Raw genomic sequence first — 17,769 nt, 5'->3', positions numbered from 1 at the left:
CGATACTATGGCCAAGAAGGGAATGATCGAACGTAACAAGAAGCGCATCCGCCTCGTCGAGAAGTTTGCCGCCAAGCGGGCCGAGCTGAAGCGCGTCATGGCCGATCCGGAATCCACGGATGAGGACTTCTACAGTGCGCAGCGCAAGCTGGCCAAGTTGCCCCGCAACTCCAGCAAGATTCGCATCCGCAATCGCTGCAGCATCACCGGGCGCCCCCGCGCCTATATCCGCAAGTACGGCGTCAGCCGGATCACCTTCCGCGAGCTCGCCTCGCAGGGCAAGATCCCGGGCGTGACCAAGTCGTCCTGGTAAACCACCAGCTGGCCGCAACCATCGACCGCTAGAGCCATGTCCGACACCATCAGCGACTTTATTACCATCATTCGTAACGCCTACCGCGCCGGCAAGGATACCTGCACCGGCCGTTACTCGAAGATTCACGTTGCCATCGCCCAGATCCTGCGCGACGAAGGCTACATCCGTGACTTCTCCGAAGGCGCCGACCAGTACGGGCACAAGACCCTCGTGCTGACCCTCAAGTATGTGGACGACCAGCCCGCGCTTACCGGCATCCGCCGCGTCAGCACCCCGGGCCGCCGCATGTATTTCCAATCCCGCGACATCCCCCGCACTCTGGGTGGCCTCGGCCTCGGTATCCTCACCACGTCCAAGGGCGTGCTGAAGGATCGCGACGCCCGCCGCCAGAACATTGGTGGGGAGATGATCTGCTCCGTCTGGTAACCCTCAAACGACCGGAGAACTGTATCCATGAGCCGTATTGGCAAACTCCCCGTCGTCCTTCCCGCCAAGGTGAAGGCCGAAGTGAACAATGGCACGGTCAAGATCGAGGGCCCGAAGGGCAAGCTCGAGAAGTCTTTCGACACGAAGGCCGTGACGATCAAACTGGAAGACAACCAGATCGTCGTCGACCCCATCAACCGTCGTAACACGTTCAGCCGCGCGATGCATGGCACCGTGCGCAGCGTGATCAACGGCATGGTCCATGGCGTCGTCAACGGTTACGAGAAGAACCTCACCATCACGGGCGTCGGCTTCAAGGCCGCCGTGAAGGGCAAGGTCCTCGAGCTGAACCTCGGCTATAGCCACGACATCAAGCACCCGATCGCCGACGGCCTGACCGTAACGGTGGCCGAAAATACCAAGGTCAAGGTCCAGGGTATCGACAAGCAGATGGTCGGCGAATTCGCCGCCCAAGTGAAGCGTTACTACCCGGTTGAGCCTTATAAGGGCAAGGGCGTGACCATCGACGGCGACTATGTCATCCGCAAGGAAGGCAAGAAGGCTGGTTAATGACCGCCCGCGTCGCGTAACCCCCTCACACCGAGCGTAATCGCACCATGAATTCTTTAGAACGTAAAAAGATGCTCCGCCAGAAGCGTGTCTGGCGTATCCGCAAGAAGATCCAGGGCACCGCTGAGCGCCCTCGTCTTTGCGTGAGCTTCACCAACAAGCACATCTACGCCCAGGCGATCGACGATGTTTCCGGCAAGACGCTGGCAGGCCTCTCGACCATGTCCAAGGGCCTCGTAGATGAGAAGTTGGCCTCCAATATCGAAAGCGCCCGCGCGCTAGGTACCCGCTTCGGCGAGGCCCTCAAGAACGCCAACCTCACCACGGTCGTTTTCGACCGTCACGGCCGTCCCTACCATGGCCGCGTGAAGGAATTTGCCGACGCCGTGCGCGCCACCGGCATCCAATTCTAGCCCTCCCCTCGACATGAGCGACGAAAGCAATCAAGAGCAGCAACCCGCTTCGCCGATTCGCGCGCCCCAGGCGCCGAAGGCTCCCCAGGCCCCGGAGGGCGACATCGTGGCACAACGCCCCGCCCGCGAGCGCACCAGCGCTGTGGTGGGCAAGGTGGACCGCCCATTGGAAGAACCTAACCAAGGTGGCCGTGGTGGTCGCGGTGGCTTCGGCGGTGGCCGTGGCCGCGGCGGTCCCGGTGGTGGCCGTGGTGGCCCCGGTGGTGGTCGTGGCCCTGGCGGCCGTGGCCCCGGTGGTCGTGGACGTGGCGACCGTGGTCAACCCCAGCAGCAGCAACAGGAAGAAGAAGCGATCTTCGAGAAGGTCGTGCACATCAACCGTTGCGCCAAGGTCGTGGCCGGTGGTCGCCGTTTCAGCTTCTCCGCCCTTGTGGTGGTGGGCGACCAGGAAGGCAATGTCGGCATCGGTTACGGCAAGGCCAAGGAAGTGCCCGAGTGCATTCGCAAGGGGACTGAGCGCGCCAAGAAAAACATGCGCCCGGTAGCCTTGAAGAACAACACGATCCCGCACCAGGCCCTCGGCGAACACGATGGCGGCAAGGTGCTCCTCAAGCCGGCCGTTGCCGGTACCGGTGTTATCGCTGGTGGTGGGGTGCGCGCCGTCCTCGAAGCCGCTGGCGTGAAGGACGTGCTGACGAAGAGCCTCGGCTCCAACAACCCGGCAGCGATGGTTCACGCCACGCTCGACGCGCTCAAGCAGATGCGCACGCCGGAAGCCATCCGTGAACTGCTCAAGGCCGAGTAACTTCGGCTCCAACCTCCGAACCCATTTCATAAGTCATGCGACTGCATAATTTGCCCAAGAGCGGCGGCTTCCGTAAGCGCAAGCGCGTCGGCCGTGGTGAAGGTAGCGGTAACGGTAAGACGGCCGGTAAGGGCCAGAAGGGTCAATTGGCCCGCTCTGGCGGCGGCATGCGCCCCGGTTTCGAATCCGGTCACGTGCCCCTCTACCGTAAGCTGCCCAAGCGCGGTTTCTCCAACTTCCGCTTCACGACCCGCTACGACGTGGTCAACGTCTCCGAGCTCGAACTCGTGCAAGGCGACGTGGTGGACCGCGAGTCCCTCGTCAAGGCCGGCCTCATCCGCCGCAGCGCGGGCCTGATCAAGATCCTCGGCGATGGCGATCTCTCCCGTGCGCTGACGGTCAAGGCCGACAAGCTGTCGGCTTCCGCTCGCGCCAAGATCGAACAGGCCGGCGGCAAGATCGAGCTGACCTCGCCGGAAACGGTCGAAGCCGAGAGCGACAATTCGGCGGAGTAACTTCCGCCTTTTTGTCTGTTGGCAAGGGTGAGGCTTTTTCACCCTTGCTAGCGCCGCCCGAATATCCTGTCGTGCCAGAGACCCATGTTATCGGCCTTCGTCAATAGCTTCAAAATCCCCGAACTCCGGGAGAAGATTTACGTAACCCTCTTCCTGCTCTTCATTGCGCGGGTGGGGGCCAACATCCCGTTGCCCGGGGTGGACCCGACTCCGCTGCAGGATTTCTTTGCGGATCAGGCCCGTTCGGGCGGCTCTTCTCTCGTCGGGCTCTACAACATGTTTACCGGGGGTGCGTTGCTGAAAGGCGCGATCTTTGCCCTCGGCATCATGCCGTACATCAGCGCCTCGATCATCTTCCAGTTGCTCGCGGCGGTGTGGCCCTCCCTGGCTCGCCTCCAGCAAGAAGGGGAGACGGGGAAGCAGAAGCTGACGCAGTACACCCGCTACGCCACCCTGATCATTTGCTTGGTCCAGGGCCTGATGCTGGTGGGCACGCTCCTGCGGCCCAACGCACTGTTCTCGAATTACGACGTGGGTACCTACGGGCCCATCGTGATCATGGAGCCCACTTGGGCCTTCGTGGTCACGTCTACCATTTTCCTGACTGCTGGGGTGATGCTCCTGATGTGGATCGGTGAGCAGATTACCCAGCGGGGCATCGGCAACGGCGTTTCGTTGCTGATCACCGTCGGTATTCTTTCCGACTTGCCGGGTGCGATCACGCAGACGGCCCAGCTCTTCACCGCTCCCGTCGGCCAGCAGGCCACGCTCGGCCTCTTCCACGCGGTGGCGATGCTCGCTCTGCTCATCGGGGTGACGGTCGGGGTGGTGGCCATCACTCAAGCCCTGCGCCGCATTCCCATCCAGTATGCGCGCCGCCAGGTGGGCAAGAAGGTGTTCGGCGGCCAGAGCAGCTATCTGCCGCTCAAGATCAACTACTCGGGCGTGATGCCGATCATCTTTGCTTCGGCGATCGTGATGTTTGGCCTCAACATCTTCGACCGCTCGGGCGCATTCCTCTACCCCCACGTCGAGTGGCTGGGCGAGGGGCTGAGCATGATCGGCAGCTGGTTCAACCCGGAGCACATCGGTTATTACATCATCTTCGGCGTCACGATCTTCGCGTTCAGCTTCCTCTGGGTGTCGATGATGTTCAAGCCCGTCCAGATCGCGGACGACCTGAAGCGCTACGGTGGCTATATCCCCGGCGTGCGTCCGGGCGACAATACTGCCAAGTATCTGGACTTTGTGATGACGCGCCTGACGCTGGCCGGTGCCGTGTTCCTCGTCGCCATCGCACTCTTCCCCAATTTCGTCAGCCACTCCCTCGGGATTCCCTACACCGCTGCACAGTTTTTTGGCGGCACGGGCCTGCTGATCATCGTGGGTGTGTTGCTCGACTTCCTCCGCCAGGTGGAGACCTACCTGCTGCAACGCCACTATGACGGCTTCCTGAAGAAGGGCCGGATCAAGGGGCGTAGCCAAAGCCGCACTGCCGCCGCCGCCATGGACGTCGCCACCTTTGCCAATACCAGCCGGATCTGGATCTGGTTGTTGGCGCTGCTCGGCTCCGGCCTGCTGGCCCACGGCTTGATGCTGTATCTTTTCTAAGGCTGTCACTTTTTTAATGGAGCGTTTCTCCGCCCCGTCCTTACCGGCCGGGGCGTCGTCGTTATCATGATCCCGGTAAAAACCGCAGAACAAATCGAGCAGATGCGCGTGGCGTGCAAGATCGCCGCGAACGTGCTGGACCGGTTGTGCCAGTTGGCGGAGCCGGGAGTGAATACCTACGACCTCGACCAGGAGGGCCGTCGGCTGATCGAAGCGGCCGGCGCGGTGAGCGCCTGCTATAATTACGGGCACGGCAACCACCGCTTCCCTTCTTACACCTGCCTTTCGGTCAACGACGAGATCGTGCACGGTATCGGCAAGTTGAGCCGCGTGCTGGAGGAGGGCGATGTCATCTCGGTCGACGTATCGCTCGTCCACAACGGCTGGATCGGCGACAATTGCCGGACCGTCGGGGTGGGGCAGATCAGCGACGAGGCTTACCGCCTGTTGGAGGTGACGGAGCAGTCCCTTTACCTCGGGATCGAGGAAGCGCGCAGCGGTCACCGTGTGGGCTACATTTCCAATGCGGTGGAAAAGTATGTGCGCCGCATGCGCTACGGCATCGTGCGCGAGTTCGTCGGCCACGGCGTGGGGCGCAGCATGCACGAAGAGCCGCAGATTCCGAATTTCGGTTCGCGCAACCGGGGCGACTACCTGCGCCCGGGCATGACGCTCGCGATCGAGCCCATGATCACCGCCGGTCGCTCGGCTGTAAAGATGGACAGCGATGGCTGGACTGCACGGACCAAGGACGGCTCCCTTGCCGCTCACTTTGAGCACACGGTGCTCGTAACCAACGGTGAACCAGAAATCCTCACACTACCCGATTCGTGGGCCGGCAAAGTCGTCCGGCAGTACGAAAAGGAATTCGTAGATAAGGGTTGACTTTCTTTCTGATACTCCTCTCTATTCACGATTTTCCCTCTTCGTCCCCCGACGACGAGTGGTTTAGTTTTCCATTTTCACCCAGACCCAATCAGTCATGCCACGTATTCTTGGGGTAGACATTCCCGGCAACAAGAAGATTCCCTATTCGCTGCGCTACATCTACGGCATTGGCCCGACGCTGGCCGAAATGCTGGTAGAAGAAGCCGGTCTGGACCCCGACGCCCGCGCCCACACCCTCAGCGAGGAAGATCTGAACAAGATTGCCGAGCTGGTGCTGGAAAAGGGCATCCGCGTCGAAGGTGACCTCCGTCGTGAGATCACCGGTAACCTGAAGCGCCTTCAGGCGATCCAGTGCTACCGTGGGGTTCGTCACCGCAAGGGCCTGCCGGTGCGTGGTCAACGCACCAAGAGCAATGCCCGCACGCGCAAGGGCAAGCGCCGCACGATCAGCGGCAAGAAGAAGTAAACCGGCCCACACGCCAATTTATTCATAGCTATATATGAGCGAAGAACAAAAGAAGGAGCAATCCGCCAAGACTCCCGCTGCGGAAAAGGAACGCGCCGCCGCAGCCACCCCGGCCGAGGGCCAAGTCCCTGCCGAAGGTGCTGAGAAGGAAGAGAAGAAGTCGGGCCAGCCTACGGCTGCCGACCTGTTGAAGAGCGATGTCGACCTGACCGTCCGCAAGGCCAAGGGCTCGAAGAACGTTAACAGCGGCATCGTCAACATTCTCGCCACGTTCAATAACACGAAGGTTACTTTCTGCGACCGCAACGGGAACGTGATTTCCTGGTCGAGCGCGGGTAAGATGAACTTCCGCGGCAGCCGTAAGAGCACGGCTTATGCCGCCCAGGTGGTGACCCAGGATGCGGGCCGCACGGCTCTCTCGCACGGGATGAAGGAAGTGGAAGTGCGCGTCAAGGGCCCAGGGATGGGTCGCGACAGCGCCATCCGCGCCATCCAGAGCCTGGGTATGAACGTTTCGGCCATCCGCGACGTGACCCCGGTTCCGCACAACGGCTGCCGCCCCAAGAAGCGCCGCCGCGTCTAACCCATCGGTCGATAACCTCCAAGTAATTTTATCGCGTCATGGCCCGTTATACTGGTCCCGCCACCCGCATTAACCGTAAGTTCGGCATGTCCGTGTTCCCCGCCTCCAAGGCGCAGGAACGCAAGCCGCACCCCCCCGGTCAGCACGGCCCCCGCCTGCGCCGCAACAAGCAGAGCGAATACTCCATCGGCCTGAATGAGAAGCAAAAGCTTCGCTACATGTATGGCCTCACGGAGAAGCAGTTCCGCCGCACCTTTGATTCCGCCAAGGCCAAGATCGGGGTCACGTCCGAGATCTTCACGCAGACGCTCGAGCGCCGCCTGGATTCCGTCGTCTACGCTTGCGGTTTCGCCAAGACCCGCCGCCAGGCCCGTCAGTTTGTGACGCACGGCCACGTGAAGGTCAACGGCCACAAGACCAACATCCCCAGCTGCCAGATCTCGGCCGGCGATGTGATCGAAGTCCGCGAATCGACCTCCAGCCGTCAGTTGGCGACCCGCGCGATCGAAGATACCCGCGTCCGCAACGTCCCGCTGTGGATGACGCGTAACGAAGATCAGCTCACGACGACGATCAATCGTCTGCCCACCGCCGACGACATTGAGACGGGCGTTAACGTCCAGCTCATCGTCGAATTCTACAGCCGCTAATCTGGAACGACGGGTGCAGTGCCACGCTGGCCTTTCACCCGTCCCCCGCATCTCACGCCCCGACACGTCCCATGGCCATCCGACTAGGTAAGTTCCAGCTGCCCAACCGCCTCGTTAAGGAAGAGGAAACCGCGACCGAGACCTACGCGAAGTTCACGGCGGAGCCGTTTGAAACTGGCTACGGTCACACGATCGGCAACGGCCTGCGCCGTGTGCTGCTCAGCTCGATCGAAGGTGCCGCGATTGCTTCCGTCAAGATCGAGGGGGTCCAACACGAGTTTCAAAGCATCGATGGCGTCGTCGAAGACGTCACCGACATCGTGCTGAACCTCAAGAAGGTGCTCATCGTTTCCCAGTCCCGCGATACGGTGCGCCTTTCGATCGACGTCACCCGCCAGGGCGAAGTGACGGCGGCCGATATCCAGGCTGATTCCCGTATTCAGGTGATCAACCCCTCGCAGGTGATCTGCACGCTCGACAAGCCCCAACGCTTCCTCGCGGAGCTTGAGGTGAAGATCGGCCGCGGTTACGTTCCCGGCGAGGACAACAAGTCCGAAGACCAGCCGATCGGCGTCATTGCCATCGACTCGCTCTACAGCCCCGTGCGCCTCGTCAAGTATACGGTCGAGAACACCCGCGTGGGCCAGATGACGGACTTCGACAAGCTGATCCTGGAGATCTGGACCGACGGTCGCATTACGCCCGACGAGTGCATCAAGCAAGCCGCTGCCATCCTGCGCCACCACCTCGATGTGTTCGACAAGGTGAGCGAGGAGAGCGTCGAGTTTGAAAACGAGCAAAGCGAAGTCTCCGAGGAGCAGAACAAGCTCCGCAAGCTGCTCAACATGAGCGTGAACGAGATCGAGCTTTCCGTGCGTGCGGCGAACTGCCTCAACAACGCCAACATCACAACGGTTGGCGAGCTGGCGATGAAGTCGGAGCAGGAGATGCTCAAGTACCGGAATTTCGGCAAGAAGTCCCTCAACGAGATCAAGGCCAAGCTCGAGCAGCTGGGCCTGAGCCTCGGTATGAAGATCGACGAGCGCCTGCTCGAAAGCCGCAACGAATTTTAAGGGCGGCCCTGCTAATACCCAGCATACTACCAGACCACCATGCGTCACCGTAATCACCGTTTTATCCTCGGCCGCAAGAAGGAACACCGCGAGGCGCTCATCGCCAACCTCGCCGCCGCCCTGCTGCGCCACGGCAAGATCCAGACCACCCTCGTGAAGGCCAAGGCCCTGCGCCCCTTCGTCGAGCGTATCATTTCGATGGCCAAGCGCGCCAAGCAGGCGCCGACGCCGGAGCGCGCGCTTTACCTGCGCCGCCTCGCCATCGCCCGGGTGCGCGACAAAGAGGCCATTGCCATGCTCTTCAATGAGAAGGTTGATGAATTCATGAACCGCCCGGGTGGCTACACCCGTATTTACAAGCTTGGCCAACGCCGCGGCGACGCTGCCGAAATGGCGCTGATCCAGCTCATCTCGGCCGACGACGAAGGCTACAGCAAGAGCCGCAAGAAGGGCTCCGCCAAGCCGAAGGCCGTGAAGGCCGCTTCCGAAGAGGCTGCCCCGGTGGCCACGGCGGAAGCCGAAACGGTCGCGACGGCCGAAGAAGCTCCGGCGGAAGCATCCGCCGAAGAAAAGAAGGCGGAGTAACCCGGCGTTCGGGCTCGTTCAATTGAGTCCCGATGCTGGATCTCAGCACATTTTTTGCCTTACTGGTGGGCGGCTGTCTCTTGGGGATAGCCGCCCTTTGGCTGTACTACGATCGCCGCGACCACGAGTATTACGACTTGCTGCGCCAGCGGCATGCCTTCCACTGTGTGAAGTGCGGCACGCTCTACAGCCTGCGGCAGCACGAGGAGGTGGGCAAGTGCCCTACGTGCGGGTTCCAGAACCAACGGCTGCGCTTTTGATGGGGGCGCGGGGCAGGGCATTTCCGAGGTTGACCTCGCCGGATGGGGCGCTGAAGTAGCTGCATGGACGCGGAGCAATGGTTTTGGCGCAGTTGGTGCGCCTTGGGTGCGGCTTTGCTGGCAGTGTTGCCGGTGGGGGGGCTCCAGGCCGTCCTGGCCTTGCTCGGTATGTGGCAAGAGCTGCAGGTGAGCGAGGTGGATGACAAGGTGGCGCTGATGGCCTCGCATCTGGCCCCGGCTTTGCAGACCGCGTGGATTGGGCTCTGGACGTGGCACCTCGGTCTGCTGGTGTTGGCCTTCGGTTTTGGCTTTCTGCGGCGCCGCTTTCCGCGTCGGCTCAGCTATGGGCGCGAGAGCGGGCTGCGCTATGGTTTTACATTGTTTCTCTGCCTCGTGTTGGGGCAGGTGGGGGCGCACCGTTTTTACGTGGGCCGCTGGGGCTCGGGGCTGGTCTATGTGGTGCTTTGTGCGCTGGCCTTGGTCGCCTTTCGGTGGCCGTCGCCTTGGGCGTTCGCTTTCAGCGCGACTTGTCTGCCTGGCTTGTTGCTGTGGCGGGCGGTAGACCTCGTGCGCGTGGCCAACGAGCGCTTCCGCGATGCGGGGGGCGGGTATGTGATGATGCGGGCCAATCGACCGGTAGTGCCGGCTTCGGCGATCCCTTCGTTTTGAGGGGGCGCAAGCGGCGCTTCTTATTCGGTGGCTGGGTAAAGGGGTTGATCGGCCAGTTGATGCGCCTGGAGCCACCAATAAAAGGCGTCTTTCCAGTGGTCGCTGGTGGTGCCCTTTTCATACATGCCGAAGCCGTGGTTCCCTTCGGCGTAGATGTGCAACTCGGCCTGGATGTCGTGCGCGCGTAATTTTTGGTAGAAGGGGATCTGGCTGCTTGCGACGAGGCCGTCGTCGGCTGCTACGGCCATGAAGACGGGGGGAGACTGGTCCCACTGCAGGCGCACCTTTTCCGGGTCTGCGAGTGAGGGGGCACCGTAGATCAGTGCCGCGTAGTCTGGGCGGGTTTCGGCGTCGGGCTGGAGAGCGGTTCCTGCCGTTACGGCCCCGCCAGCGGAAAAGCCGATCATGACGATGCGGTGTGGGTCGATCGCATATTCCTGGGCGTGCTGGCGGATGTGCGCGATCGCGGCCTGCCCGTCGGCCACGCTGAGCAGCGATTGCTCGTGAATGCGCGCGAGCGTGTCGGGGTTGCGGTCACCGCCAAAAAGCTGCCCCATCTCGCGTTCAAATGCTTCGTGTTCGGTGGGGGTGGGAATGGTTCGGTATTTGAGGACGAAGGCGGTGATGCCGCGTTTTTGCAGCCATTGGGCCAGCCAGCGGCCTTCGTGGTTGATGGCGAGGAACATGAGCGCGCCGCCGGGAGCGACGACCACGGCGGTGCCATTGGGTTTTTCCGGTCGGTAGGCAAGCAGGCTGGGCTGCGTGACGTTGCGGACGACTTCGGAGCCGTGCATCCGGGTGACGATTTCGGTTTTCGCGGCTTCGGGGCCGGCGTTGCCCAGGGGGATGGTCTCTTCGGCGGCGAGGTATTGGGGGCTGCAGATCAGGAGCAGCAGCGCGAAGGCCAGGAAGGAGGTTTTCATCGGGGAGGAGAGTGGTGTGGGTGGGCTTAGAGGCTCCAGGAGGGGGCCGTGGGGCTTGGAGCGGCGCAAAGGCGGCCGCGTTCTAACTTTGTGATAATGGCCGCGCACAAAAAAGGCCAGGAGCGTTGTCGCTGCCTGGCCGAAAAGGGTGGGGTGCCGATCTGCCGCGTTAGCGGTGGTAGGCGTTGCGTTCTTCCATGGCCTGGAAGTCGCGCTTGGTGTGGCCGGTGTAGATCTGGCGGGGGCGGTGGATGCGCTTGCTCGTCTCGGTAACTTCGCGCCAGTTGGCAATCCAGCCGGGCATGCGGCCGATGGCAAACATGACGGTATACATGTCGACGGGGATGCCGATGGCACGCAGCACGATGCCGCTGTAGAAGTCGACGTTGGGGTAGAGCTTGCGGTCGATGAAGTAGGGGTCTTCGAGCGCGGCTTCCTGCAGGCGCTTGGCGATGTCGAGCAGCGGGTCTTTCTTGCCGAGGGCTTTGAGGAGGTCTTCGGCGGCTTTGGCGAAGATCTGAGCGCGCGGGTCGAAGTTCTTGTAGACGCGGTGGCCGAAGCCCATGAGGCGGGCCTTGCCGTTCTTGGCGGCTTCGATGAAGCGGCTGCCGTCGTCACCCGAGGCGTGGATGTCGCTGAGCATGCGGATCACGGCCGAGTTGGCGCCGCCGTGGAGGGGGCCCCAGAGGGCGCAGACGCCGGCCGAGACGCTGGCAAAGAGGTTGGCGCCGCCGCTGGCGACCATGCGCACGGTGGAGGTGGAGCAGTTTTGCTCGTGGTCGGCGTGCAGGAGGAGGAAGAGGTCGAGCGCGCGGGTGACTTCCGGGATGGGTTCGTAGAGGCTGTAGGGCTCCGTGAACATCATGTGGAGGAAGTTTTCCACGTAGCGGAGGTCGCGGCGGGGGTAGACGAAGGGCATGCCTTGGTGCATGCGGAAGGTCATGGCCGCGATGGTGCGCACTTTGGAGATGAGGAGGGCGGCGGCGGCGTCGAAGGTCGCGAGGTCTTTTTCGCGGTCGTTGCTGCTCATCTCGGGGTAGTAGCAGCCCAGGCTGTTGAGCATGGAGCTGAGCACGGCCATCGGGTGGCTGTTGGGCGGGAAGCCCTGGAAGTGGTGCTTGAAGTCTTCGTGCAGGTTGGCGTTCTCGCGCACCTTGTCGCGGAAGCCGTCGAGCTGGTCCTGCGTCGGCAGCTCGCCGTAGATGATGAGGTAGGCGGCGGAGAGGAAGGAGGCGCCTTCGGCAAGCTGGTCGATGGGGTAGCCGCGATAGCGGAGGATACCCTTTTCGCCGTCGATAAAGGTGATGTTGCTGAGGCAGGAGCCCGTGTTGCCGTACCCTTCGTCGAAGGTGATGTAGCCGGTGTCGGCGCGTAGCTTACGGGTGTCGATTGCCTTTTCGCCTTCCGTGCCGACGAGCACGGGGTAGGTGTATTCCTGCCCTTCCAAGGTGATCTTGGCGACGGGTTGGCCGGTGAGCGAAGAGGGGGACGGTTGTGCGTCTGAAGGGGTGGGCATGACGTTGAGTGCTATGATCGCAGGGACTTCGGTTTGAAATAAGGGCTTTGGGGCCGGCAGGTCAAACAGTAGAGGAGGGAATTTGAGATTGATTAGAGGCTTTGCAGGAAGCCCTGGTAGAGGGCCAGTCCTTTGGCCTGACTTTTTTCGGGGTGAAACTGGGTCGCGTAGAGGCGACCGCGGTTCACGGCGCTGCAGAATTCCAGACCTCCGTATTCGGTACGGCCCCACACTACCTCGGGTTGTGAGGGGGCGGTGTAGTAGCTGTGGACAAAGTAAAACTGATCGCCGGCGGGCGCAAGGCTCTCGTCGGCCGGCAGGCGCAGGCGCCACTCGACGGCGTTCCAGCCCATGTGCGGCACCTTGAGGCTGCGGTCTTGGGGGAAGCGGAAGCGCGTCACTTCGCCGGGGAGAATGCCGAGGCAGGCCACGTCGCCTTCTTCGGAGTGGCTGAAGAGGGCCTGCTGGCCGAGGCAGATGCCGAAGAAGGGCCGGTCGGCCTCCGTCCAGTCGCGGATCACGCGGTCAAAGCCGGTCTGCTGGAGGCGGCGCATGGCGTCGACGATGGCTCCTTGGCCGGGGAAGATCAGCGCATCGGCGGCCCCGATGTCGTCTGGATGGTCGACGAGGCGGGGCGCACCGCCCACTTTTTCCCATGCGCGCAAGACGCTGCGCAGGTTGCCCATGCCATAGTCGATCACAGCCAGATCCGGCTTTCGTTGTGCGGAAACGTTCATAGAAACACGGCCTCTTGAAGGCGAGCCAGATAGCGTGCGACGTTTTTGGCTTCAGGGCAAGGGCAAGATGCAACCGGTGAGCGGCCTCGTGGCTGAAGGGGGATGGCAGTAGGGGGCGGTGAGCGGAGGGAAACGGGAGGTGATGAGCTATTTGAGAGATTTGAACGGTTTTTGGCTGATTTTTACAAACGTCGTGGTCATTATAGCCCATTACGGGGCTTAGGTGTCGGGGCGGGCAGGCGATCTTGTAATACGAGCACTCGCTATCCCTCACCTGACCCTATGAAGCTTCAAAACAAGATCCTGCTGGCGGCCGCTGTGACGGTCGTCGTCACCATCGTGTCTGCCATCGGCACGGTGTATTTCATCGCTCGGGAGAACCGGGTGCATGAGGCCCAAAAGACGATGCAGGGCATGGTGATCGATGCAGGAAAGGTGCGCGCCAATATGGAAGAGCTGCACCGCTCGGGCGTGATCGACTTGCCGGCGGTGGTGGCGCGGACGCAGGCGGAGCGGCCGGAGGTGCCGATCCGGGATTTTTACCACGAGACGCCGCTCTACACCTCGATCCCGATCGTGGCGACGTGGACGTCCATCGGCCGCGCAGCCGAGGAAAAGGGGTATGACTTTCGCGTGGTGGCGAGGCCGGACTTGCCGGCGCGCAACGAGGCTTACCAGGCCAAGGCGGAGGACTTGCCGTATTTCGAACAGTTTGCCCAGGGGGCCGAATCGGTTTTCGAGGAAGACAAGGCCAACGAGCGGCTCGTCTTCGCTTACCCGGTAACGTTGACCAAGGGCTGCCTGCAGTGCCATGGCAACCCTGCGCAAAGCGCCTCGGGCGATGGCAAGGATTTGCTGGGCTTCCCGATGGAGGGGATGCAGGTGGGCGACTTGAAGGGGGCCTTCATCATCAGCGCCCCGTTGCACGACAGCGCGGCGGTGTTGGACGATATCCAGCATATTTCCCTCTCCGGCGCGGTGGTGTTGCTGGTGGCACTCGTATCGTTCGCTTACTTTAACCGTCGCTTTATCGAGCGCCCGCTGGTGGCGGCGATCGAGAAGATGTACAACGCCACGCGGGAGACTTCGCTGGCGACTTCGGAGATCAACCGCTCGACGCAGGATCTGGCGGACGGCGCATCTCGTCAGGCGGCCGCGCTGGAGCAGACGACGGCTTCGCTGGAAGAGATGTCGAGCGTGACGACGCGCAATGCCCAGAGTGCGCAGGAGTCTTCGCGCCTGACGAGTGAGGCGCGCCAGGCGGCCCAGACGGGGGCGGCCGATGTGGAGCGTATGACGCAGGCGATGGCCGACATCCAGGCATCGAGCGACAACATCGCCCGCATCGTGCACTCGATCGACGAGATTGCTTTCCAGACCAACATGCTGGCGCTCAATGCCGCCGTCGAGGCCGCCCGGGCGGGGGAGGCAGGCGCGGGGTTTGCGGTCGTGGCCGAAGAAGTCCGCAGCCTGGCCAGGCGTAGTGCGCAGGCGGCCCGCGAGACTTCGACGTTGATCGAGGAATCCGTCAACCGCAGCCGCCGGGGCACGGAGATCAGCTCGACCTTGGGCGCAAGCCTGCAGGAGATCGTGCGCAAGGTGGCGTCGGTCGATACCATTGTGCGCGAGATTTCGACGGCTTCGACCGAGCAGAAGAATGGCATCACCCAGATCAGCCAGGCCATGCACGACATCGATGCGATCACGCAGTCCAGCGCCGCAATGGCGGAGGAAAACGCGGCCGCATCCGAGGAGTTGAGCCGCCAGGTGGAGGCGTTGACGGAGTCGGTCGAGGCTTTGGAAGCGTTGACGGGGCTGCAGCTCTCGCAAGCACACGCGACTCCGGTGAAGGTGGCGGCAGCGGCCCCGCGCAAGCAGCCGACGAAGGTGCTGATCCAAGAGGAAGAAGCCCCGCTGGAGTTCGACCACGTGGAGCGTGAGCACGAAAAAGCCCCGTTGTTCACGGGGCGATAAGAGAGGGCGGAGGTTTGCCGATGCCTCAGGCGGGGGGCAGCGAAGGGCTGTCGCCGCCAGCTTGGCTGGGCGGGCCTTTGGGCTCGTCTGCCTTGCCTGCCTTTTCTTCCTTGGCTTCGGGCAGGCCGCGCACGCCGATGCTGATCGGGCGGTTGTCGTCGCCCGCGAGGTAGAGGGTTTGCGAGGGGAAGGCAAAGTCGATACCGGCGTCGTTGAAGCGGCGGATCACCTCGGTGTTGAGCCAGTCGGTATACTCCATGTAGTCCCAGTAGGCGGGGGGGGCGAACCAGTAGATGACCATGATGTTCAGCGAGTCGGAGTTGAGCTCGTTGAAGTAGATGCGGGGCACCATGTCGCCCGGCCAGTTCTTCATCGACTTTTCTTCGTCGTAAAGCAGGTCGCGGAGGATCTGTTTCGCTTCGCCGATTTTCTCCGGCGGCGTGTCGTAGGTGACGGTTACGTTGAAGATGCGGCGGATGTGGGGGCGACGGGAGACGTTTTCGATCGCACTGTCGGCCAGCTTGCCGTTGGGGATCGTGACGAGGTGGCCGGTGAGGGTGCGCACGCGGGTGGAGCGGAAGCCCACTTCTTCCACAATGCCGTCATACTTGTCCCACAGCAGGCGGTCGCCTACCTCGAAGGGCCGGTCCATGAAAATGACGAACGAGCCGAAGAGGTGTTTGATCGAGTCTTGCGCTGCAAGGGCGAAGGCCAAACCGCCAATACCGAGACCGGCGATGATGGAGGTGATCGGCTCGTCGCTGAAGACTTGGGCGATCTGGACCAGCGTCAGGACGATGATGATCACGTGCAGGCCGGTGCGGATCATCGGCGCGAGCATCTCGGTGAGCTTCGACTGTTGCTTGGCACTCCAGTGCTGGTAAATGGTGAAGGGCACGTCGACGAGGCAGTAGAGCACCCAGCCGATCGCCATCACGGTGAGGACGGAGAGCACGGTCGAGATCGGGCCATACACCGCCGGGTCGAGGTGGAGGAACAGGACGCCCACCTGGATGCCGATGATCATCCCGAGCAGCCCCAGCGAGCGGCTCAGCGCGTCTGCCAGGCTCTTGAGGACGCCCCGGTCTTCCCCGGCTTTCTTGCCGAGCCCGTGGGCGCCGGCGGCAAAAATCTTCCCGGCGATATAACCGGCAAAGATTGAGACGGCGAAGGCGACGAGGCGCCATGCAGCGATGCCCCAGATGGAAACCTCCCACCATGCTTGTGTGTCTTCTGGCATAATCCCTTAGTATGTTTGAATTTGAAGATGCAGCAGCTTTGGTGTCTATATTAGCCCTACGCCCTCCTCCTTCAAATGACGGGGGCAGTAAATTGGCACTCTATTCGACAACCTCATCGTAGCCTCTCTGTCATGAATGATTTCAATGAAATGCTGGTCAGCGTCTCCGACTGGCTGGCCATCAACGGCTTGGATTTTCTGATCCACCTCGTCGCGTCACTGGTCGTCTTCGTCATCGGGCGTATGCTCGCCAGCTGGCTGACGACCGTCTGCAAGATGCAGATGACGCGGGCGAAGCTGGACGATACGCTGGTCGGCTTCCTCGGCAACATCGTTCACGCGGTGCTCGTGGTGGCGGTCGTCCTGATCTCGCTCGACATCCTCGGGGTGCAGACGACCTCGCTCATCGCGATCCTCGGTGCCGCTGGCCTGGCCGTAGCCCTCGCGCTGCAAGGCTCGCTCTCCAACTTCGCCGCCGGGGTGATGCTGATCATCTTCCGCCCCTTCAAGTCCGGCCAGTTTGTGGAGGCCGGCGGTGTGACGGGTGTGGTCGAAGAGATCAAAGTGTTCCAGACCTACATGCGCACGGGTGACAACAAGCAGATCATCGTGCCCAACTCGAACATCGTAAACAGCAACATCACCAACTTCTCCGCCAAGGAGACCCGCCGGATCGACTTTACCTTTGGCGTGGGCTACGACGACGACATCAAGAAGGTGAAGCAGGTGCTGACCGAGCTGGTGCAGAAGGACGAGCGCATCCTCAAGGACCCGGCCCCGACGATCGGACTGCTGACGCTCAACGAGAGCAGCGTGGACTTTGTTGTGCGCCCTTGGGTGAAGGCCGCCGACTACTGGCCCGTCTATTGGGACATGATGGAAAACGTGAAGACCCGCTTCGACGAAGAGGGCATCACCATCCCCTACCCGCAGCGCGACGTGCACCACTACAACATGGAGGCCAAGAAGCCCGAAGACCGCAGCTCCGGCGGCGCTGGCTTCAGCCAAGGCATCGACCCGAAGCCGCCGACCCAGAGCTAAGAGGGTCGCGCGACTGGTTATTTTTCGTCCGCAGTTGGGCTTGTTGCCCGCTGCGGATTTTTTGTGGCGATCGGGAAGAGATTTTTAGCCGCAGATGAACGCAGATTGACGCGGATGAGGGGCAGGTAGATGCTGCCTGCCTATGCAGTTGAGCGTTGATCTAGACGAGAGGCTGTTGAACGAGGCTTTGCGGTTGTCCGGCGCAAGATCGCCAGATGAAGTGATTGCGCTCGCTTTGGCAGAGGTGATCAAACGCGAAAAGGCACGACGGCTTGCCGCTCTGGGCGGCACACAATCACAGCTTGAGCCGATTCCAAGGAGGCGGGACTAGAGCATTTCCAAATCGGGTTGTCGCGCAACCTTGGCCCTTTGATTGGGTGGCACCCACAGGGTGCGTTTCGCGGGGGGAACGGCAACCGGAAGTCGCCTACGGCGACATCACGGCTAATCGCTGGCATCCCTATTGGGATGCGGAGAAACAGCTTCCCGCGAAGACGCAACGCATCCG

21 protein-coding genes are annotated in these 17,769 nt (G+C 62.0%); 17 read left to right on the top strand and 4 right to left on the bottom strand.

The genetic code is table 11. The features are described from left to right. The first annotated feature begins 7 nt into the window (after positions 1–7). The 15 genes from rpsN to Q7P63_03180 all read left to right on the top strand — a co-directional run bounded on the left by rpsN (position 8) and on the right by Q7P63_03180 (position 9,830). Complete coding sequence (gene rpsN, locus Q7P63_03250) at positions 8–313, top strand: 30S ribosomal protein S14 (protein MDP0499094.1); 306 nt, start codon at positions 8–10, stop codon at positions 311–313. Between the two features lie 36 nt (positions 314–349). Further along, the gene (rpsH, locus tag Q7P63_03245; GenBank protein MDP0499093.1) at positions 350–742 is read left to right on the top strand and encodes a 30S ribosomal protein S8; all 393 of its coding nucleotides are present in this window, start codon (positions 350–352) and stop codon (positions 740–742) included. Between the two features lie 27 nt (positions 743–769). Beyond that, complete coding sequence (gene rplF / locus Q7P63_03240) at positions 770–1,312, top strand: 50S ribosomal protein L6 (protein ID MDP0499092.1); 543 nt, start codon at positions 770–772, stop codon at positions 1,310–1,312. A 47-nt stretch (positions 1,313–1,359) separates the two neighbouring features. Continuing rightward, on the top strand, positions 1,360–1,725 hold the full coding sequence (rplR, locus tag Q7P63_03235; protein ID MDP0499091.1) for a 50S ribosomal protein L18: 366 nt from the start codon (positions 1,360–1,362) through the stop codon (positions 1,723–1,725). 13 nt (positions 1,726–1,738) lie between these two features. After that, a complete protein-coding gene (rpsE, locus tag Q7P63_03230; GenBank protein ID MDP0499090.1) occupies positions 1,739–2,530 on the top strand; it encodes a 30S ribosomal protein S5 in 792 nt (263 codons plus the stop codon). A 35-nt stretch (positions 2,531–2,565) separates the two neighbouring features. Beyond that, positions 2,566–3,045, top strand: a complete 480-nt coding sequence (gene rplO, locus Q7P63_03225) for a 50S ribosomal protein L15 (protein ID MDP0499089.1) — start codon at positions 2,566–2,568, stop codon at positions 3,043–3,045. 84 nt (positions 3,046–3,129) lie between these two features. Then, a complete protein-coding gene (gene secY, locus Q7P63_03220) occupies positions 3,130–4,656 on the top strand; it encodes a preprotein translocase subunit SecY (GenBank protein MDP0499088.1) in 1,527 nt (508 codons plus the stop codon). A 66-nt stretch (positions 4,657–4,722) separates the two neighbouring features. Next, positions 4,723–5,541, top strand: coding sequence for a type I methionyl aminopeptidase (gene map, locus Q7P63_03215; protein ID MDP0499087.1), 819 nt, complete (start codon positions 4,723–4,725; stop codon positions 5,539–5,541). Between the two features lie 97 nt (positions 5,542–5,638). Then, the gene (gene rpsM / locus Q7P63_03210; protein ID MDP0499086.1) at positions 5,639–6,010 is read left to right on the top strand and encodes a 30S ribosomal protein S13; all 372 of its coding nucleotides are present in this window, start codon (positions 5,639–5,641) and stop codon (positions 6,008–6,010) included. Positions 6,011–6,044: 34 nt separating this feature from the next. Beyond that, positions 6,045–6,593, top strand: coding sequence for a 30S ribosomal protein S11 (gene rpsK / locus Q7P63_03205; GenBank protein MDP0499085.1), 549 nt, complete (start codon positions 6,045–6,047; stop codon positions 6,591–6,593). A gap of 38 nt (positions 6,594–6,631) precedes the next feature. Then, complete coding sequence (gene rpsD, locus Q7P63_03200; protein MDP0499084.1) at positions 6,632–7,243, top strand: 30S ribosomal protein S4; 612 nt, start codon at positions 6,632–6,634, stop codon at positions 7,241–7,243. 71 nt (positions 7,244–7,314) lie between these two features. Further along, positions 7,315–8,316 (top strand): DNA-directed RNA polymerase subunit alpha, encoded by a 1,002-nt coding sequence (locus Q7P63_03195; GenBank protein MDP0499083.1) that lies wholly within the window; start codon positions 7,315–7,317, stop codon positions 8,314–8,316. Between the two features lie 39 nt (positions 8,317–8,355). Next, positions 8,356–8,901 (top strand): 50S ribosomal protein L17, encoded by a 546-nt coding sequence (rplQ, locus tag Q7P63_03190; protein ID MDP0499082.1) that lies wholly within the window; start codon positions 8,356–8,358, stop codon positions 8,899–8,901. A gap of 32 nt (positions 8,902–8,933) precedes the next feature. Further along, positions 8,934–9,161: a hydrogenase nickel incorporation protein HypA gene (locus tag Q7P63_03185; protein MDP0499081.1), complete on the top strand. Its 228-nt coding sequence runs from the start codon at positions 8,934–8,936 to the stop codon at positions 9,159–9,161. Positions 9,162–9,224: 63 nt separating this feature from the next. Next, a complete protein-coding gene (locus tag Q7P63_03180) occupies positions 9,225–9,830 on the top strand; it encodes a TM2 domain-containing protein (GenBank protein ID MDP0499080.1) in 606 nt (201 codons plus the stop codon). Positions 9,831–9,850: 20 nt separating this feature from the next. Here the strand turns inward: Q7P63_03180 and Q7P63_03175 are convergent, their stop codons facing one another. The 3 genes from Q7P63_03175 to hisH form a co-directional block, all read right to left on the bottom strand. Next, the gene (locus Q7P63_03175) at positions 9,851–10,753 is read right to left on the bottom strand and encodes an alpha/beta hydrolase (GenBank protein MDP0499079.1); all 903 of its coding nucleotides are present in this window, start codon (positions 10,751–10,753) and stop codon (positions 9,851–9,853) included. Between the two features lie 169 nt (positions 10,754–10,922). Continuing rightward, positions 10,923–12,269 (bottom strand): citrate synthase, encoded by a 1,347-nt coding sequence (locus Q7P63_03170; GenBank protein MDP0499078.1) that lies wholly within the window; start codon positions 12,267–12,269, stop codon positions 10,923–10,925. Between the two features lie 92 nt (positions 12,270–12,361). Next, complete coding sequence (gene hisH / locus Q7P63_03165; GenBank protein MDP0499077.1) at positions 12,362–13,006, bottom strand: imidazole glycerol phosphate synthase subunit HisH; 645 nt, start codon at positions 13,004–13,006, stop codon at positions 12,362–12,364. Between the two features lie 282 nt (positions 13,007–13,288). Here hisH and Q7P63_03160 point away from each other — a divergent pair, with 282 nt between their 5' ends. After that, positions 13,289–14,980 carry a methyl-accepting chemotaxis protein gene (locus Q7P63_03160; GenBank protein MDP0499076.1) on the top strand — a complete coding sequence of 564 codons (1,692 nt, stop codon included), beginning with the start codon at positions 13,289–13,291 and terminating at the stop codon, positions 14,978–14,980. Between the two features lie 25 nt (positions 14,981–15,005). Here the strand turns inward: Q7P63_03160 and Q7P63_03155 are convergent, their stop codons facing one another. After that, complete coding sequence (locus tag Q7P63_03155) at positions 15,006–16,220, bottom strand: mechanosensitive ion channel family protein (protein ID MDP0499075.1); 1,215 nt, start codon at positions 16,218–16,220, stop codon at positions 15,006–15,008. Between the two features lie 132 nt (positions 16,221–16,352). Here Q7P63_03155 and Q7P63_03150 point away from each other — a divergent pair, with 132 nt between their 5' ends. Then, on the top strand, positions 16,353–17,261 hold the full coding sequence (locus Q7P63_03150; protein MDP0499074.1) for a mechanosensitive ion channel: 909 nt from the start codon (positions 16,353–16,355) through the stop codon (positions 17,259–17,261). The last annotated feature ends 508 nt before the right edge of the window (positions 17,262–17,769 follow it).

Source organism: Verrucomicrobiota bacterium JB022 (genome assembly GCA_030673845.1).
Taxonomy (GTDB): Bacteria; Verrucomicrobiota; Verrucomicrobiia; order Opitutales; family Oceanipulchritudinaceae; genus WOUP01.
This window is presented reverse-complemented; position numbering and strand designations above follow the sequence as displayed.

What these genes read in the sequence shown, in the direction of transcription:
- rpsN (MDP0499094.1), top strand. Translation starts at nt 8, where the DNA reads ATGGCCAAGAAGGGAATGATCGAACGTAACAAGAAGCGCATCCGCCTC.
- rpsH (MDP0499093.1), top strand. Translation starts at nt 350, where the DNA reads ATGTCCGACACCATCAGCGACTTTATTACCATCATTCGTAACGCCTAC.
- rplF (MDP0499092.1), top strand. Translation starts at nt 770, where the DNA reads ATGAGCCGTATTGGCAAACTCCCCGTCGTCCTTCCCGCCAAGGTGAAG.
- rplR (MDP0499091.1), top strand. Translation starts at nt 1,360, where the DNA reads ATGAATTCTTTAGAACGTAAAAAGATGCTCCGCCAGAAGCGTGTCTGG.
- rpsE (MDP0499090.1), top strand. Translation starts at nt 1,739, where the DNA reads ATGAGCGACGAAAGCAATCAAGAGCAGCAACCCGCTTCGCCGATTCGC.
- rplO (MDP0499089.1), top strand. Translation starts at nt 2,566, where the DNA reads ATGCGACTGCATAATTTGCCCAAGAGCGGCGGCTTCCGTAAGCGCAAG.
- secY (MDP0499088.1), top strand. Translation starts at nt 3,130, where the DNA reads ATGTTATCGGCCTTCGTCAATAGCTTCAAAATCCCCGAACTCCGGGAG.
- map (MDP0499087.1), top strand. Translation starts at nt 4,723, where the DNA reads ATGATCCCGGTAAAAACCGCAGAACAAATCGAGCAGATGCGCGTGGCG.
- rpsM (MDP0499086.1), top strand. Translation starts at nt 5,639, where the DNA reads ATGCCACGTATTCTTGGGGTAGACATTCCCGGCAACAAGAAGATTCCC.
- rpsK (MDP0499085.1), top strand. Translation starts at nt 6,045, where the DNA reads ATGAGCGAAGAACAAAAGAAGGAGCAATCCGCCAAGACTCCCGCTGCG.
- rpsD (MDP0499084.1), top strand. Translation starts at nt 6,632, where the DNA reads ATGGCCCGTTATACTGGTCCCGCCACCCGCATTAACCGTAAGTTCGGC.
- Q7P63_03195 (MDP0499083.1), top strand. Translation starts at nt 7,315, where the DNA reads ATGGCCATCCGACTAGGTAAGTTCCAGCTGCCCAACCGCCTCGTTAAG.
- rplQ (MDP0499082.1), top strand. Translation starts at nt 8,356, where the DNA reads ATGCGTCACCGTAATCACCGTTTTATCCTCGGCCGCAAGAAGGAACAC.
- Q7P63_03185 (MDP0499081.1), top strand. Translation starts at nt 8,934, where the DNA reads ATGCTGGATCTCAGCACATTTTTTGCCTTACTGGTGGGCGGCTGTCTC.
- Q7P63_03180 (MDP0499080.1), top strand. Translation starts at nt 9,225, where the DNA reads ATGGACGCGGAGCAATGGTTTTGGCGCAGTTGGTGCGCCTTGGGTGCG.
- Q7P63_03175 (MDP0499079.1), bottom strand. Translation starts at nt 10,753, where the DNA reads ATGAAAACCTCCTTCCTGGCCTTCGCGCTGCTGCTCCTGATCTGCAGC.
- Q7P63_03170 (MDP0499078.1), bottom strand. Translation starts at nt 12,269, where the DNA reads ATGCCCACCCCTTCAGACGCACAACCGTCCCCCTCTTCGCTCACCGGC.
- hisH (MDP0499077.1), bottom strand. Translation starts at nt 13,006, where the DNA reads ATGAACGTTTCCGCACAACGAAAGCCGGATCTGGCTGTGATCGACTAT.
- Q7P63_03160 (MDP0499076.1), top strand. Translation starts at nt 13,289, where the DNA reads ATGAAGCTTCAAAACAAGATCCTGCTGGCGGCCGCTGTGACGGTCGTC.
- Q7P63_03155 (MDP0499075.1), bottom strand. Translation starts at nt 16,220, where the DNA reads ATGCCAGAAGACACACAAGCATGGTGGGAGGTTTCCATCTGGGGCATC.
- Q7P63_03150 (MDP0499074.1), top strand. Translation starts at nt 16,353, where the DNA reads ATGAATGATTTCAATGAAATGCTGGTCAGCGTCTCCGACTGGCTGGCC.